Source organism: Actinoplanes sp. NPDC019969 (assembly GCF_055562375.1).
This window is the reverse complement of sequence record NZ_JBVHFK010000001.1, coordinates 376,354-392,547: the sequence shown is the minus strand read 5'-3', so window position 1 is coordinate 392,547 and position 16,194 is coordinate 376,354. Positions and strand designations below refer to the sequence as shown.

Here is a 16,194-nt window from a genome sequence, read left to right as displayed (position 1 = left end):
CCAGACTCGGCAGCATGCGCAAGGGCCTCGGGCACCTGCTGCTGCGGGTGGCGAACGTGAATCCCCGCAGTGTGAGCACACACTCGGATCGCGTGCTGTATCGGTCGATCGGTGTCTTCATCCTGCTGTACTTCGTCTACGCGACGGTGGGCGGCGCCGCGTTCATCGACGCCAGCTCCGGCTACACCCACCCCTGGTACCAGTGGCTGGTCGGGCCGCTGGTCGCGGTCGGTGTGGTCGCCTACGACCGGGCCGTGGTGGGCCGGGTGACGATCAGCTACGAACGGCTCGAGTCGGCGGACCCACGGCACCTGCTGCGCCCGCCCACCCTCGGCCTCTACCTGTGCCGGCTCGGCCTGGCGCTGCTCTTCGCCCTGGTGATCACCGAGCCGCTGATGCTCGCCCGGTACCGCGGCGAGATCGACGCGCACCTCGCCGGCGTGCACAGCGCCCAGCTCACCGACCTGGACTCGCGCGGCGCGGTGGCCGGATACTCGTCCCGCCTCGCCGACCTGCGCCAGGAGGCGGCCGCCGATGACGCCGCGATCCGCCGGATCACCGACCGGGCCGCCGCGAAGCGGGAGGACGCCCGGCTGCTGTACCGCCAGGCGCTGGACGACTCGGCCGGCCGCGGCGTCACCCGCAGCCCCGGCTGCCCGCGCGGCGGCTACTGCCACGCGCTCGTGCAGCGCTCCCGGGCCCTCGACGACCAGGCCGCCCGGCTGGACCAGCAGGCCGCCGGCCTGCAGCGCGACCAGCGCCAGGCCCGGGCCGCCCGAGCCGGTGAGCAGGCCCGGCTCGGTGACCTGATCGGCGCCGAGAAGGCCGCCAACGCCGCGGTGGTGCGCAACGACTCCGGTTTCGGGGCCCGGACCGCCGCGATGTGGCATCTGGTCAAGACCGACTTCTGGGGCGTCGGCGTGTTCTACCTCGGCATCGCGCTGCTGCTGGTGGCCCTGGACTGCGCGGCCATCGGGCTCAAACTGGCCTCCCGCGGCAACGCGTACGAACGGGCCGAGGCCCGGATCGCCCGGCTGCGCGAGCACGAGGCGTCCCTGATGCACGAACGGGAGATCCACGACGCCCGCACGTACGGCGAGGCCACCGCGAAGGTGATCGCCGACGGCATCGAGGCGGCCAGCCACGACGGGGGCCTTGCCCGGGCCGCCACCGACCGGGCCCGGCACGTGCTGCACGACGCGGTGGTCGTCGATCCGGCGCACATCGAACGCCCGATCCCGCGCCACCGGATCAACGCCTGACCCCTCTCAGAGACGTACGGCCTGTGCCCGTACCGGAACGGTGAACGTCGCCCCGTGGCACGCCTCCGGGCTGCCCGCCCGCAGTTCCAGCGCCTTCGGCACGGTGAACGCGCCGACGTTGTTCGGCGCCACGTTCCACGTCACCGGGAAGCTCTTCCCGGTGAGACGCACCTTCGGATCGGCGCAGCCCGCCTCCCGGCTGTCGTGGTCGGCGACGATCGGGCCGTTGACCTGGATCGCGATGATCCGTACCACCGCCGGGTACTGGTTGGTCACCGTGACCGTGAGGTCACCGGTGTCACCTGGCCGCAGCGCACGGGTCGGATCCGAGGTGGCGCTCAGCAGCAGATCCACGGCGGTCCCCGCGCTCTGCGGCGCCGTTCCCTGAGCGGCGATCGGCGCGGTCTCGCGGGTGTCCCCGTTGAACCGCCAGTACGCCCAGGCCGCGCCGGCGTTGGCGAGCAGCGCGCCGACCGCGGCCACGGTCAGGATGGTGCGGGCACGCCGGTCGAACCGTTGCCGCGGTCCGGGCCGGTGCACCTCCCAGGTGGGCTCCTCGTGATCCGCGGGCTCCAGCTCGATCCGCGACGACCCCTGGTCGTCACTCGCGGTGAAGCCGTGCAGGACGCCGCGCCGGTTCACGAAGAAACCTCGGTGGTCGCAGCCGCGCGGGGGGCGCTCGGGTGTGGCATGCGGCTCGTTCCTCCTCGAAGGCCGGTTGGGGATGATGCCGGGTTCGGCGCTCATATAACGTTCCCCGACGCGGATGTCCGATGTGATCGGTTTTCCGTACGCCCTTCCGGCGCATAAATCGGACAGGTCTGCCCGTGCGGCTTAACCCTGCGGGGTGATTCGATCGACCGTACGACCTCCTGCCCCGCATGATCGCCATCGGCCCGCAACCGGCCTGTCCAGCCACGACGTCATCCCGGCGGAGTCGCACAACACCCAAATCGGCGCCCATGAACGCCGAGCCCCCGGCGCGGCCGCACCGGGGGCTCGAACGGTCTTTCGCCTACCGGTCCATGGGCGGCGGCTCCACGGAACTGCTCTCCGACTCGATCGGCGCCGGCTCCTCGACCGGCGCGGCCGGCGTCGTGGTGGTGGTGGTCTTCGGTCCCGGCTGCTGCCCGTTTCCGGCCGACCCGTTTCCGGCCGACCCGTTCCCGGCGGGCCCGTTCCCGGACGGCGCCGTGCTGGTCAGCGCCGGCGCCGGCGTGGTCGTGGCCGCGGCCGGGCTGGGCTCCACCGGCCCGCTCCCACCCGGCACCGTGCCACCCGTCACCGTTGCGTCCGGACTCGCCGGCCGGTCCGCCGGCGCCGCCGGGAAGGTGAGTTCGTCGCTCTTCGGGCTCGCATCCCCGGTCCAGCCGTGCAATTGGGGCGTGATCGTCCAGTACCACCGGCCGCCGCCCAGTTCGGCCGCCGGAAATCGCACCGACTCCGTCGCGCCGCCGCCGGCGGCGACCGTCCGCGTGATGTCCGGCTTGGACCCGCCCACCCGGTGCGCGACGACGACGTACCGGTTCATCGGTGAGCCGGGAACGACCTCCTGCCGTCCCCACGTGACGACGGCCGCCCCCGGCAGCTTCGCGACCTCCGGCTTCTCCCCGCGGGGCATCTCCGCGGTCCGGGCTGCCACCGACGTCGCGCCCGGCACGGACCAGGCCGCGAAGACCGCGACGCTGCCGGCGAACGCCACCGTGGCAGCGGTCGCCGCGATCAACAGTGACCTGGTCCTGTTCCTCATCAGTTCATGCCTTCACAGTCGTCGGCCGGATTCCGAGTCGAGATCGCCGATCAGTGCGGGGCAATCTCTCCGGCCAGGTTGGCGCTGACCGTAAGAACGGCTCCCGAGCAGATCGGGTTGGCGTTCTGGCCCATCGAGATGGAACCCAGATTGACGGTGGTGCCCTGACCGGCGTTCAGGGTCGTGCCGGACGGGACCGGGGCGAAACTGAGGTCGGCCTCGCCCGTCGCACAGCCCGGCTTGTTCGTCGACGAGACACCGGCGACCGAGATGCCGGTGATGAGAACCGGGTAGTCGTTGGGGTTGGTGACGGTCACGTTCGAGATCGGCACCGACTTGCCCGGATAGAGGCGGGTGGCGTCCGTGGCCCCGAGGTTCACGGTGGCGGTCACCGTCTGAATCGTGGACGCGGTCGCCGTGACACTGCCGTTGCCGGAGAACCAGCCCTGGGCGTAGGCGAAGGCCGCGGTTCCGGTCGCGACAGCGAGAACGGAGCCGGCTACGACGGCGACGGAGCGCTTGGTGTTCTTACCCATGTGAGTGTTCCTCCTGGAACGGGACTGCGTGCGGTCACCCCGTCACGAGTCGGGTGCGACGGAAACGGGGTGCACGTCGTTAATCGGATGTCACCGGGGCCCACAAGGCCACCCGGCGCTGCGACAAAGATGGCGGACCCGTCCCAGCCCGGCGATCGTCCGTACCGTCCACCTGTTGCATGCGAGACGACGGCGGACGCGATCCGTCCCGGCTAACCCGCAGGCGTGACAGCGCCCGCCGTACCGATGACAGAAGATCTTCCCGAAGATCGGCAGAACCGCTGCCACCAGCGGCGACGGCCACCCCGCACGCCGCGGCCGGCAGGGCAAGCCCGAGTTCTCCTCGGATTGCCGCGATGCCCCGGAAAGATGCTTGAAACGTGAAGTTCCGGCTTCGGGAAAAGTGAAACCGGAATAGGGCTCGGAACAATTTCGCGATTTCCGACCCTAACGGATTAGGCCATCGGGACCGCTGTTCCCCTGAAAGAGGCTTCGGCGCTATGCCTCTGTCGGCCGCTCGGCTTTCACCAGGAACCGGTGCGCCCGCACGGTGAACTCGCCCCGGGCCCGGATGACCGCGGTCAGCCGGGCCAGCTCGCGTTCGTACCGCATCGGGGTGAAATCGCGGATCTGCCAGGGAACCGTGCGCAGATGGTGCACCACCGCCGCGATGTCACGGAAGGTGAGCAGCGGCCGTTCCTCGCGCACGTCGGTGACCCGCAGCCCGGCTGCGAGCAGCGCGGTCGCCGCGACCTCGGCGTCCCACCGCCGGGGATGCGGGGGCGGCGCACCGAGAGCCGTGTTCAGCTCGGCCAGGTCGTCGCTGCCGACCTGCTGGGTGAGCAGCACACCGCCGGGCTTGAGCAGCCGGGCGATGTCGGCGGCCGGGAGCCGCCCGTGCCGGCTCAGCACCAGGTCGAACTCGTTCTCCTCGGACGGCAGCTCGGTCAGCACCGGCACCCCGAACGGGGCCAGCCGCTCCCGGGCGGCCGGAGTGTTCCGCGCCCAGGTCTCCACGGCGACCGTGTGCGAGGGCAGCGGGGCCAGCTCGGCGAGCAGCTCGCCGCCGCCGGTGTCCAGGTCGAGGACGCTGGTGGCCCGGCGGACCAGGGGGCGTGCGAGATCCAGGTACGACCATGTCGGCTCGGACGCCACGGCCAGGCCGTCCAGCCAGGCGAATTCCCACCCGGTCATGGAGGCGCCGGTAGCCGCGGCGTTGAGCTCTTCCCCCTGCCGGTTGCTGCGCACGGACCGAAAGTAGCCGGACTCCCGGTTGCACAGCGACTCGATCTCACGGCCTTTCCAGGACCGGTGCCGGACTGTGGCTGAACGGTTACCAGATCAGCGGCGGACCGGCATCAGTAGCGAGAAACGGGACTCTTCGCCCACCGGCCGGATCACCAGCGGCTGGACCGGGCCGTCCAGGGCGAGCACGAGCTGCCCGGGACCGCCCGCGTCCACGGCCTCCAGCAGGAACTCCCGGTTGACCGCGATGTGCGACGCCGTGTCGGCCGCCCACTCGTCGTCGCCGACCGCGCGCAGGCCACCGTCCGGGCCGACGGCCAGCACCGACACCTGGAACGGTTGCCCCTCGTGCTCCTGGTCGATCACCGGGGCGCCGGCGAGCAGGTCACGCAGGGCCCCGGCCTCGACGGTGACCCGCTGCGGGCCCGGGTTGACCAGGCGCCGGTAGTCGGGGAACTCCATGTCGATCGGCTTGCCCTCGAGGACCCGGCCGGTGGCGGTCGTCACCGTGATCCGGTCGGCGGTCAGATCGAGGGTGAGCCCGCCGGAGGGCAGGCAGTGCAGCGCGTCGGCGAACTCGAACGGCAGGAAGAGCCGGGCCGCGGAGCCCTCGACGGTGGCGGGAACGGACGCGACGGCGATCCGGTAGCGGTCGGTGGCGACCAGGGTGACGGCGCCCTCGCCGGTCTCCAGCAGCACGCCGGCCGGGATCGGGTCGGCGGCGGTGGCGGCGGCGAACAGCACCGCGCCGAACGCGGCGGACAGGTCGGCGGCGGTCACGGTGATCCGGGTCATCAGGTTCTCCTCCAGGTCGAGCAGGGTGTGCAGGCGGAGGAGCTCACGGCGGGCGTCGGCGAGACCCGACTCCAGCCGGGTGAGGTGGGTGTCGAGCCTCACCCGTACCGCGGAGGGGTTTTCCAGATCTCGCACCGCCGCGGCGATCTCGGCGACCGGCATGCCCACCCGCCGCAGCCCGGCGACCAGCCGGGCCGCCTTGATCTGGTCCGTGGTGTACCGGCGGTAGCCGGTCGCCGGATCCACCGCGGCCGGGACCAGCACGCCCGCGCCGTCGTAGAACCGCAGCGCGCTGACGCTCAGCCCGCTGGCCCGGGCCATCTCGCCGATGCCTCGCATGTCGCTCCCCACGCCCTCGAACCCTGCCCTCGCAACCCTGCTGTCTCGACCTGGTCGAGAGTCAAGCTTGCACGACCAGGGCAATGCCGAGGACCGCCATGACGAGGGCGATCACGGCGTCGAGCACCCGCCAGGCGCCCGGCCGGGCCAGCAGCGGCGCCAGTTTCCGCGCGCCGAGACCGAGCGTGACGAACCAGCTCAGACTGGCGGCCGCCGCGCCCAGGCCGAACGACCAGCGGTCCGCGTGCTGCTGCGCGATCGAGCCGAGGAGCAGCACGGTGTCCAGGTAGACGTGCGGGTTGAGGTAGGTCAGCGCGAGGCAGGTGAGCAGCGTCGCCCGCAGCGTGGCCGGGGCCTTCGCCGCCGGATCCATCGCCTGCGGCCGCAGCGCCCGGCCGGCGGCGAGCACCGCGTAACCGATCAGGAAGGCCGCGCCGGCATAGCGGATCACCGTGACCAGTTCCGGGCGCGCCTCGATTGCGGCGCCCAGTCCGGCGATCCCGGCGGAGATCAGTGCGAGGTCGGAGAGCGCGCAGGTCAGCACCACCGGGAGCACGTGCTCGCGGCGCAGTCCCTGCCGGAGAACGAACGCGTTCTGCGCCCCGATGGCGATGATCAGCACGGCCGAGGCGACGAATCCGGCGATGGCGGAGGAGAGCATGCGCCGACGCTACGGTCCTGGCTGACCAAGCTCCAGCTAATCATTCTGACGATGGATTAGTTTCTCTAACGTGGATCAGGTGCAGCTGTCGACCTTCCAGGCGGTCGTCGAGCAGGGTGGTTTCGAGGCGGCGGCGCGGGTGTTGCACGTCACGCCGTCCGCGGTCAGTCAGCGGATCAAGGCGCTCGAGCAGAGCGTCGGCCAGGTGCTGGTGCGGCGCGCCAAACCGTGCGCCGCGACCGCCGCCGGGGAGGCGGTGCTGCGTTTCGCCAACCAGGTGGCGTTGCTGGAGGGCGAGCTTCTCGGCGCCGAGACCACCCGGCTCTCCGTGGTGGTCAACGCCGACTCGCTGGACAGCTGGTTCCTGCCGGTGCTGGCGAGCCTGCCCGGCACGCTCTTCGAGCTGCACACCGACGATCAGGACCACACCGCCGACCTGCTGCGCTCCGGCACGGTGATGGCCGCGGTCACCGCCGACCGGGAGCCGGTCCAGGGGTGCCGGGTGGAGAAGCTGGGGGTCATGCGCTACCTGGCGGTGGCCGCCCCGGGACTCGACCTCTCCGATCTGAACCGGACACCGGTGCTCGTCTACAACCGCAAGGACCGGATCCAGCACCGGTTCCTGACCGCCCGCTACGACCCGCCGGTGCACTACATCCCGGCCACCGCCGCGTTCAACCAGGCGATCCTGCTCGGCCTGGGCTGGGGGATGCTCTTCGAGCAGGAGGCCCGGCCGCATCTGGACGCCGGCCGTCTCGTCGAGATCCGCCCCGGCCGCCACCTGGACGTGCCGCTCTACTGGCAGTGCTGGCGGCTGTCCTCACCGGCCCTGGACGCGCTGACGGCCGCCGTTCGCACGGCGGCCGCCCGGGTCCTGCGTTAGATCAGTCGTTGGCGTGCAGGGCGCTGTTCAGCTCGATGCCGGTGCCCTTGCGCGGCTTCGCCTCCAGCGCGCCGGAGACCGAGTTGCGCCAGAACAGGAGATTGTTCACACCGGACAGCTCGATGGCCTTCACCACACGGCCGTCGGGCAGTGTGATCTTGGAAGCGGCGGTGATGTAGACGCCGGCCTCCACCACGCAGTCGTCGCCGAGCGAGATGCCCACGCCCGCGTTCGCGCCGAGCAGGCTGCGCTCGCCGATGCGGACCTTCTCCTTGCCGCCGCCGGACAGCGTGCCCATGATCGACGAGCCGCCGCCGATGTCCGAGCCGTCACCGACCACCACGCCCTGCACGATCCGGCCCTCGACCATCGAGGTGCCGAGCGTGCCCGCGTTGAAGTTGACGAATCCCTCGTGCATGACGGTGGTGCCGGAGGCCAGGTGCGCGCCGAGGCGGACCCGGTCGGCGTCGGCGATCCGGACACCGGCCGGCACCACGTAATCGATCATGCGGGGGAACTTGTCCACGCCGTAGACGGCGAGCTGACGGCCCGCCGCGCGCTCCAGGAACCGCAGCTCGTCGACCTGCTCGGGCAGGCACGGGCCGGCCGAGGTCCAGGCCACGTTCGCCAGCTTGCCGAAGATGCCGTCCAGGTTCAGCTCGTTCGGCCGGACCAGGCGGCTGGAGAGCAGGTGCAGGCGCAGGTAGGCGTCCGAGGCGTCGGCGATCGGGTCGGCCAGCGACTTGACCGTCACCCGCACCTCGACGGTGCTCAGGCCGGGGAGCAGCTTCGGCCCGGTCTGCCCGGCCGGGAGCGCCGGCGCGTCGGCCGGCTCCTCGCCGAGACCCAGGTAGCCCGCCGGGAACCAGGTGTCCAGAACCTGGCCGTCAGCGGTCACGGTGGCGAGGCCGATGCCCCAGGCGGGCGAAGTCGAGATCACGGTGTCCACGAGGGGAACCCTACCGGAGCGTGGTCGGCCCCCCGGTATGGTGCGCACATGGCGAACCCGCTCACCCCTGACGTGCTCGACGACCCGGTCATGCTGACGCGTGCCCTGGTCGACATCGGGTCCGTCTCCCGCGACGAGAAGGTGATCGCCGACTGCGTCGAGGACGTTCTCCGCAAGGCGTCGCACCTGAGCGTGCGCCGGGTGGGCAACACGGTGATGGCCCGGACCAAGCTGGGCCGCGAACAGCGGGTGATCCTCGCGGGCCACCTGGACACCGTCCCGGTCAACGGCAACCTGCCGTCCACCGTCGTCGACGACCTGATCTACGGCTGCGGCACCGCCGACATGAAGGCCGGCGTCGCGCTCGCCCTGCACCTGGCCGTCACCCTGCCCGACCCGCAGTACGACCTCACCTACCTGTTCTACGAGGCCGAGGAGATCGAGTCCGAGTTCAACGGGCTCAACCTGGTCGCCCGGGAGCACCCGAAATGGCTCAAGGGCGACCTGGCGGTGCTGCTCGAGCCGACGTTCGGCACCGTCGAAGCCGGCTGCCAGGGCACCATGCGGGTCCGGGTGCGCACCCGCGGCCGGCGGGCCCACACCGCGCGGGCCTGGCGGGGCGTCAACGCCATCCACGCCGCCGGCGAGGTGCTGCGCCGGCTGGAGAAATACCACCCGCGGACGGTGACCATCGACGGCTGCACCTACCGGGAGGGGCTGAGCGCGGTCCGGATCTCCGGCGGTGTCGCCGGCAACGTGGTGCCCGACGAGTGCAGCGTCGACGTCAACCTGCGGTTCGCACCGGACCGTTCCGAGGCCCAGGCCCTCGAGCACCTGCGTGAGGTGTTCGACGGTTTCGACCTCGAGGTCACCGACTCGGCCCCGGGCGCGCTGCCCGGCCTGGACGCCGCCCCGGCCCGGGAGTTCCTCGCCGCCGTCGGCATCGAGCCGGCCGGCAAGCTGGGCTGGACCGACGTGGCCCGGTTCGCCGCGCTCGGCATCCCGGCGCTCAATTACGGCCCGGGCGACCCGTCGCTCGCGCACGCCCCGGACGAGCACGTCGAGATCGGCAAGATCCGGGACGGGGTCGCCACCCTCTACCGCTGGCTCGCGCCCTAATAGCGCACGGTCACCCGCCCCACCGCGCGCTGCGGTGGGGGTATCTCCATCGTCGCTTCCGGATCCACTGCCGGCTCGGAGTCCCGCCCCGCGAAGGCGGCCCGCCGTTCCTCCAGCACCAGGCGGATCCGGCGCTGCATCCTGAGACGCTCGTATCGGTTCGTCACGGTGGTCGCTCCTTCGCCGGGAGCCCGGTGATGCCAGGGTCGGTAACAGTACACACGCGGCAGAGTCACTGTCGGTTGCTTCAATCTGGCAAAAAGGTCTGCGGGTCGCAATCCTCTTACCGAAACGCAGTCGGTTATTCACCAGGTCCTGACCGTCCGCACTACCTTTGTGGCATGACGGAGAGCACCAACGGACGACCCCATCCGGGTCCGGAGCGCCATCGCGGGGCGGTCACGTTGCGCCGTGACTCCATCCCGCCGAGCACGGCAGACCAGAAACTGCTCGACTCCGAGCACCGGGGCGAGTGGAAGACCAAGGACTCCTGGCGGGTGCTGCGCATCCAGTCCGAGTTCGTCGAGGGCTTCGACACGCTCGCCGACCTCCCGCCCGCCGTCAGCGTCTTCGGCTCGGCCCGCAGCGCCCCCGACAGTTTCGAGTGCGAGCTGGCCGAGAGCCTGGGCGCGGCCCTCGCCGAGCAGGGCTACGCGGTGATCACCGGCGGCGGTCCCGGCGTGATGGAGGCGGCCAACCGGGGCGCCGCCGAAGCCGGTGGCCTCTCCGTCGGCCTCGGCATCGAGCTGCCGTTCGAGCAGGGCCTCAACGACTGGGTCGACATCGGCATCGACTTCCGCTATTTCTTCGTCCGCAAGACCATGTTCGTGAAGTACGCGCAGGCCTTCGTGGTCCTGCCCGGCGGCTTCGGCACCCTCGACGAGCTGTTCGAGGCGATCACCCTGGTCCAGACCAAGAAGGTGACCCGGTTCCCGGTGATCCTGATGGGCACGGAGTACTGGGGCGGCCTCCTCGACTGGATGAAGCGCCGGATGCTCGACGAAGGCAAGATCAGTGCCATGGATCTCGAACTCATCCAGGTCACCGACGACGTCGCCGAGGCCGTCCGGATCATCATGGACGCCGACACCCGCAACGGGCAGCACTGACGTGGCGGCGATCTGCGTCTTCTGCGCCTCCTCCAGCAGCATCGAGGAACGCTGGACCGACCTCGCCCACGAGACCGGCCGCATCCTCGGCGAACGCGGGCACACCCTGGTCTCCGGCGGCGGCTGCGTCGGCATGATGGGCGCGGTCACCGACGGCGCCCGGTCCGCCCGCGGCCGCACGCTCGGCATCATCCCGCAGTGCCTGGTCGATCTGGAGGTCGCCGACCGGGCCTCGGACGAGCTGGTCGTCACCGGCGACATGGCCGCCCGGAAGAACCTGATGATCGAGCGTTCGGACGCGTTCCTCACCCTGCCCGGTGGGCTCGGCACCCTCGACGAGCTCTTCGAGGTCTGGACCACGGCCACCCTCGCCGTCCACCGCAAGCCGATCGTGCTCGTCGACCCCGACGGTTTCTACGACGGCCTGATCCGCTGGCTGTCCGGCCTGACCGACCAGAAGTTCATCCGTCCCGCGGCGATGGACATGCTGCACGTCGTGCGTACCCCCGGCGAAGCCGTCGACCTCATCGAGGCCACCCTCGCCGCGGGCCCGCCCGACACGCCGTCCGGGACGGCGAGCCCGGCCCAGCGCTGATCCCCCGGCTTCCGGTCATCCCGTTTCGGACACCCCTTCTCGGTACGCTCGTCGCGCCCCGCCTCCCGCAGGATGTCCGTCCCGCGCGGCCCGGTGAAGCACAGAACGTCCCCCTTCTCCGGGCCGGGCCGGCCGATCGGGCTCACCCGGATCGGTCGTCCTGGCGTGAATCCGGGGGCCGGCTCCTTCCTGGCCCGGAATAACGTCATACCCGCGTGCTCTCATAGATGCCGTGAGCACGCCGGCCCCCCTTCCCCCGGTGCGCCGTCCAGCGAGTTACCGCCTGGTCCGGCGCCCCCGCCCGGTCCTGCCCGAGTTGCCCGCCGACCCGGTCCAGCGCCATGTCATCGGTCACACCGCCGGGCCGCTGCTGGTCCTCGGCGGTCCCGGCACCGGCAAGACCTCCGTCCTGGTCGAGGCGGTCGCCGCCCGCATCGCCGAGGGTGTCGACCCGGAGCGCATCCTGGTCCTCACCTTCGGCCGCCGGGGCGCCGCCGCGCTGCGCGACCGCATCGAGGCCCGGGTCGCCGACGAGCCCGGTCGCATCGTGCACGAGCCTCTCGTGCGCACCTTCCACGCGTACGCGTTCGGTCTCCTCCGCCGCGCCGCCGCCGAGCGCGGCGAGCCGTCCCCACGCCTGCTCACCGGCCCCGAGCAGGACTTGATCATCCGCGAGCTGCTGTCCGTCGTCGCCGACCCGGACACCCCCGACGACGAGATCGGCTGGCCCGAGGCCCTGCGCCCGGCCCTGCCGACCCGCGCTTTCGCCCAGCAGTTGCGCGACCTGATGCAGCGCGCCGCCGAGCGTGGCGTCGGCCCCGCCGAGCTGGCCCGCCTGGGCGAGCGCCTGGGCCGCGACGACTGGCCCGCCGCCGCCCGTTTCCTCCGCGAATACGTCGCGGTTCTCGCCCTCCGCGACGTCACCACCCGCGGCTCCACCGCCTACGATCCCGCCGAGCTGGTCCGCGCCGCCTCCGGCCTGCTCGCCGACGACCCCGGCCTGCTGGAGGCCGAGCGCCGCCGCCTCGCCTTCGTCTACATCGACGAGCTGGCCGAGACCGACCCCGCCCAGATCGAGCTGCTCACCCTGATCGCCGGCGGCGGCAAGCCCCTGGTCGCCTTCGCCGACCCCGACTCCTCCGTCTACGCCTTCCGCGGCGCCGACCCCACCGCGGTCACCACGTTCCCGGCCACCTTCCTGGCCGCCTCCGGCACCCCCGCCGAGACGATCACCCTGCACACCAACTACCGCGCCGCCCCACCCCTGCTCATCGCCACTTCCCGCGTCGCCCGCCGCATGCGCGGCCCGTTCCGTCACCGTCCCATGCACCCACCCCACCCCACCGCCGACCAGCCCAGCTCCCCGCCGGGCACCCCTGTCACCCAGGGCCGGGCGACTTCGAGTGCGCTCCCAACCCCCGAATCCCCGCCAGCCCTCGCATCTCCGCCAGCCCCCGGATCTGCGGCGTTCCCAGGATCTGCCAGGGGTCCCGGATCTGTGGCGTCCCCTGGATCTGTGGCGTCCCCTGGATCTGTGGCGTCCCCCGGATCTGTGGCGACCCCCGGATCTCGGGCCACCCCCGCACTTCCGGCCATCCCAGAGCTGGCGGTGCCTCCACCCACCGCGGAGACGTCACCAACCCCCGGGGCACGGCCCCGCCTGACCCCAGCCATCCCGGACTCGATCACTTCTGGCGGCCCCGCCACCGGTCCCGGTTCCTCGGCGCTCTCCGGTCCCGCGACTGCAGAGGGTGCCGCTGCGGCTGAGCACTCCATGCCTGCTGACGGGTCCGGACCCGACGGGTCGCCCGCGACCGACCGTTCTCCCCTCGCCGGTGAAGACGCCGGAACCGGCCTGGTTGCTGCGTCTTCCGCATCCGGAGCTGACCTTTCCTCCCTTCCCGGACGGGACGCTGAAACCGGCCTGACCGGCTCGGCCTCCGCACCCGGAGCCGACCTTTCCCCCCTCCCAGGACGGGACGCCGAAAACGGCCTGACCCGCTCGGCCTCCGGGCCGGAAGCCGACTTTTCCTCCCATGCCGACCAGGATGCGGAAACCAGCCGGACTGCCGAGGGATCCGGGCACCGGGCCACCGGAGGCCCGGCTGCCACGGCCGAGGCGCCCGGATCGGGAGTGGCCGGGGCCGACGCGGCGGGGTCGGAGATGTTCGGGCCGCGGCCGGAAGCGGTGGTGCGGACGTTCCGGTCGACTGCCGCGGAGACCGCCTACATCGCGCACGCGCTGCGGGAGGCGCACCTGCTGCACGGTGTGCCGTGGTCGCGGATGGCGGTGCTGATGCGGTCCACCACACTCCAGCAGCCGTCGGTGCAACGTGCTCTCGCCGCCGCCGGGGTTCCGACCGTCGTCCACCCCGAGGACCTGCCGCTGCACCTGCAGCCGGCGGTCGCGCCGTTCCTGCTGCTCCTGCGCTGTGCGATCGACCCGCCGGCGCTGACCGAGGAGGCAGCCGTCGCGCTGCTGCACTCGCCGCTCGGCGGGGCGGATCCGCTGTCCGAGCGACGGCTGCGCCAGGGCCTGCGGGCGCTGGCGGTGGCGGCGGGGGACCGCCGGCCGTCCGGCGAGCTGCTGGTCGACGCGGTCCGCGACCCGTCCGGCCTGGACCTGGTCGAGCGGCGCTGGGCTCGTCCGGCTCAGACCATCGCCCGGCTGATCACCGTGGCCCGTGAAGCGGCCGCCGCGCCGGGCGCTTCCGCCGAGCAGGTGCTCTGGACGGTCTGGCGGGAGAGCGGCCTGCACGACCGATGGTTCGCGATGAGCACCGGCGATGTCCCGATGCCGGAGCAGCGCGACTCGGGCCGGGCCCGGCAGTGGCGTTCCGAGGCCGCCGACCGCGACCTGGACGCGATGGTGGTCCTGTTCGACGCGGCCGCCCGTTTCACCGACCGCCTGCCCGGTGCTGGCGTCGGCGTCTTCCTCGACCACGTTCTCGGCCAGGACCTGCCCGCCGACTCGATCGCCCCGAGCGCCGACCGGGGCGATGCCGTCCGCCTGCTGACCGCCCACGCCGCGAAGGGCCTGGAGTGGGATGTCGTGATCCTCGCCGGCGTGCAGGAGGGCATCTGGCCCGACCTGCGCCTGCGCGGCAGCCTGCTCGGTTCCGAACGCCTTGTCGACGTGATCGCCGGCCGCCCCGCCTCCGGCCCCGAAGCGGTGATCGCCGAGACGTCCGCCCTGCTCGACGAGGAACGCCGCCTGTTCTACGTGGCCGTCACCCGGGCCCGCCGCCGCCTTGTCGTCACCGCCGTGGCGTCGTCCGGCGTCGGCGGCCAGATCGGCGAGGAACAGCCGAGCCGCTTCCTCACCGAACTCGCCACCCCCATCCGCCGCTTCGGCGACGGCCCCGGTGGTCTCCCTCCCGCCCCGCCGACTCCCGGACCTTGGCACACCGGCCCACCCGACACCCCATCGGATCACCCCGGCGACACCGCTTCCCCGGACGCCCTCACGCCGCCAGAGCACTCGGGCGACGTCGGTCCCTCCGAGGCTCTTGTGCCGGCGGCCGATGTCGGTGAGGCCGGTCCATTCGACGTCACCGATTCGTCGGACCACCCCGGCGGGACCCTTGCGGCTGGTCCTGGGGACCGGGACCTATCCGAGTCGTCCACCGTGCCGGATCACCTCGGTGATGCCGAGGGTGCCGGATCCGAGCGCACCGTTCCATCGAGATCGGATCGTCCCGTCGCCAGCCCGGGGGACGGCGCCGCGAGCAGTCCTGACGTGCCTACCGCATCCGACATGTATGCGGACGCTGAACAGCCTCCTCACCCGGACCGTCACGGAGGAGTCCCGGCACCTGACGCCGACGAGGAGAGCGATGCGGCCAGAACCGCCGCGGGCGACCCGGAGGCCGAGATCCCGGTGGGACGGCCGCCCCGGGCGTTGACCTTGGCGTCGCTGGTGGCCGAGTTGCGTACCGTCGTGGTGGGCAGTGCGGAGACGCCCAGCCGCAGGCGCGCCGCAGCGGCCGAGTTGGCCCGGCTCGCCGCGGCCGGTGTGCCGGGCGCGCACCCGGACGAGTGGTGGGGTCTTCTTCCGCTCTCCGACGACCGTCCGCTGATCGATGAGGGGGAGCCGGTCAAGGTGACCCCGTCGTCGATGGAGAGCGCGTTGCGCTGCAGTCTCCGCTGGCTGTTGGAGCGGCATGGTGGCGCGGCGCCGTCGGGCCCGGCGCAGGGGATCGGCAACCTGGTGCATGCTGCGGCGATGCTGGCCGAGGATGCGAACGCGGACCGGGAGAAGCTCGTCGAGTACGTGTCGGCCCGGTTCGACTCGATCGAGCTGGCCGCGCAGTGGCTGGCCGGCCCGGAGCACGACCGCGCCCAGTCGATGGTCGACAAGTTGTTGCGCTGGCTGGCCGTGAATCCGCGGCGGCTGTTGGCGATCGAGCACGAGTTCACCGTCATGTTGGAGGACGAGCGGAACCCGATCCAGTTGACCGGCCGGGTGGACCGCCTGGAGGTGGACGAGGACGGCCGCCTTGTCGTGATCGACTTGAAGACCGGCAGGACAACTGCCGTCTCGTCCGCCGATGTCGCGGAGAACGCGCAGCTCGGCGGCTATCAGGCGGCGATCGACGCGGGCGCGTTCGACGACTACGGCAGGGAGAGCGGCGGGGCGGCGCTGGTGCAGCTGGGCCCGGGTAAGGACGCCCGGGAGCAGATGCAGGTGCCGTTGACCGAGGCCACCGACCCGCAGTGGGCGGATTCGATGGTGCGCCGGACGGCTGCCGCGATGGCAGCTTCCACGTTCTCCGCGGTGGCGAACAGCCGATGCCGGATATGTCCGGTCCGGACCAGCTGCCCCATCTCCGGCAAGGGCCGCCAGGTCGTCGAACCGACCAACCCCCCGGACGGCCCGTCATGACCCGCCCGGCCGGAAGCCGGCCCGGAACCCGACGGCTCGGCCCTCGCCCGGCCGGAAGCCGGCCCG

14 protein-coding genes are annotated in these 16,194 nt (G+C 72.0%); 6 read left to right on the top strand and 8 right to left on the bottom strand.

Features of this window, described 5'->3' with window-relative positions:
- The first annotated feature begins 14 nt into the window (after positions 1 to 14).
- On the top strand, positions 15 to 1,262 hold the full coding sequence (locus ACZ3II_RS01780) for a DUF4407 domain-containing protein (RefSeq protein ID WP_465515709.1): 1,248 nt from the start codon (positions 15 to 17) through the stop codon (positions 1,260 to 1,262).
- Positions 1,263 to 1,268: 6 nt separating this feature from the next.
- Here ACZ3II_RS01780 and ACZ3II_RS01775 read toward each other — a convergent pair whose 3' ends face one another.
- The 6 genes from ACZ3II_RS01775 to ACZ3II_RS01750 form a co-directional block, all read right to left on the bottom strand.
- Positions 1,269 to 1,904: a hypothetical protein gene (locus ACZ3II_RS01775; protein ID WP_465515708.1), complete on the bottom strand. Its 636-nt coding sequence runs from the start codon at positions 1,902 to 1,904 to the stop codon at positions 1,269 to 1,271.
- 373 nt (positions 1,905 to 2,277) lie between these two features.
- Positions 2,278 to 3,012: a hypothetical protein gene (locus ACZ3II_RS01770; protein WP_465515707.1), complete on the bottom strand. Its 735-nt coding sequence runs from the start codon at positions 3,010 to 3,012 to the stop codon at positions 2,278 to 2,280.
- 50 nt (positions 3,013 to 3,062) lie between these two features.
- Complete coding sequence (locus tag ACZ3II_RS01765; protein WP_465515706.1) at positions 3,063 to 3,548, bottom strand: hypothetical protein; 486 nt, start codon at positions 3,546 to 3,548, stop codon at positions 3,063 to 3,065.
- Positions 3,549 to 4,046: 498 nt separating this feature from the next.
- Positions 4,047 to 4,796: a class I SAM-dependent methyltransferase gene (locus ACZ3II_RS01760; RefSeq protein WP_465515705.1), complete on the bottom strand. Its 750-nt coding sequence runs from the start codon at positions 4,794 to 4,796 to the stop codon at positions 4,047 to 4,049.
- 93 nt (positions 4,797 to 4,889) lie between these two features.
- Positions 4,890 to 5,927 (bottom strand): DNA polymerase III subunit beta family protein, encoded by a 1,038-nt coding sequence (locus ACZ3II_RS01755; RefSeq protein WP_465515704.1) that lies wholly within the window; start codon positions 5,925 to 5,927, stop codon positions 4,890 to 4,892.
- Positions 5,928 to 5,988: 61 nt separating this feature from the next.
- Positions 5,989 to 6,588: a LysE/ArgO family amino acid transporter gene (locus ACZ3II_RS01750; RefSeq protein ID WP_465515703.1), complete on the bottom strand. Its 600-nt coding sequence runs from the start codon at positions 6,586 to 6,588 to the stop codon at positions 5,989 to 5,991.
- Positions 6,589 to 6,658: 70 nt separating this feature from the next.
- Here ACZ3II_RS01750 and ACZ3II_RS01745 point away from each other — a divergent pair, with 70 nt between their 5' ends.
- Entirely contained in the window at positions 6,659 to 7,471 is an 813-nt protein-coding gene (locus ACZ3II_RS01745) for a LysR family transcriptional regulator ArgP (RefSeq protein ID WP_465515702.1), read from the top strand.
- A gap of 1 nt (position 7,472) precedes the next feature.
- Here the strand turns inward: ACZ3II_RS01745 and dapD are convergent, their stop codons facing one another.
- Entirely contained in the window at positions 7,473 to 8,420 is a 948-nt protein-coding gene (gene dapD / locus ACZ3II_RS01740; RefSeq protein WP_465515701.1) for a 2,3,4,5-tetrahydropyridine-2,6-dicarboxylate N-succinyltransferase, read from the bottom strand.
- A 48-nt stretch (positions 8,421 to 8,468) separates the two neighbouring features.
- On the opposite strand from dapD, the gene dapE reads away from it, so the two are divergent.
- Positions 8,469 to 9,539, top strand: coding sequence for a succinyl-diaminopimelate desuccinylase (dapE, locus tag ACZ3II_RS01735; protein WP_465515700.1), 1,071 nt, complete (start codon positions 8,469 to 8,471; stop codon positions 9,537 to 9,539).
- Here the strand turns inward: dapE and ACZ3II_RS01730 are convergent.
- The gene (locus ACZ3II_RS01730) at positions 9,536 to 9,706 is read right to left on the bottom strand and encodes a hypothetical protein (RefSeq protein ID WP_173476749.1); all 171 of its coding nucleotides are present in this window, start codon (positions 9,704 to 9,706) and stop codon (positions 9,536 to 9,538) included. The genes dapE and ACZ3II_RS01730 overlap by 4 nt on opposite strands.
- A 174-nt stretch (positions 9,707 to 9,880) precedes the next feature.
- Here ACZ3II_RS01730 and ACZ3II_RS01725 point away from each other — a divergent pair, with 174 nt between their 5' ends.
- From ACZ3II_RS01725 to ACZ3II_RS01715, 3 genes are all read left to right on the top strand, one after another.
- Positions 9,881 to 10,648, top strand: coding sequence for an LOG family protein (locus ACZ3II_RS01725; protein ID WP_465515699.1), 768 nt, complete (start codon positions 9,881 to 9,883; stop codon positions 10,646 to 10,648).
- A 1-nt stretch (position 10,649) separates the two neighbouring features.
- Positions 10,650 to 11,243, top strand: a complete 594-nt coding sequence (locus tag ACZ3II_RS01720; protein WP_465515698.1) for an LOG family protein — start codon at positions 10,650 to 10,652, stop codon at positions 11,241 to 11,243.
- A 232-nt stretch (positions 11,244 to 11,475) separates the two neighbouring features.
- Positions 11,476 to 16,128, top strand: a complete 4,653-nt coding sequence (locus tag ACZ3II_RS01715) for a PD-(D/E)XK nuclease family protein (RefSeq protein ID WP_465515697.1) — start codon at positions 11,476 to 11,478, stop codon at positions 16,126 to 16,128.
- Positions 16,129 to 16,194 lie beyond the last annotated feature (66 nt).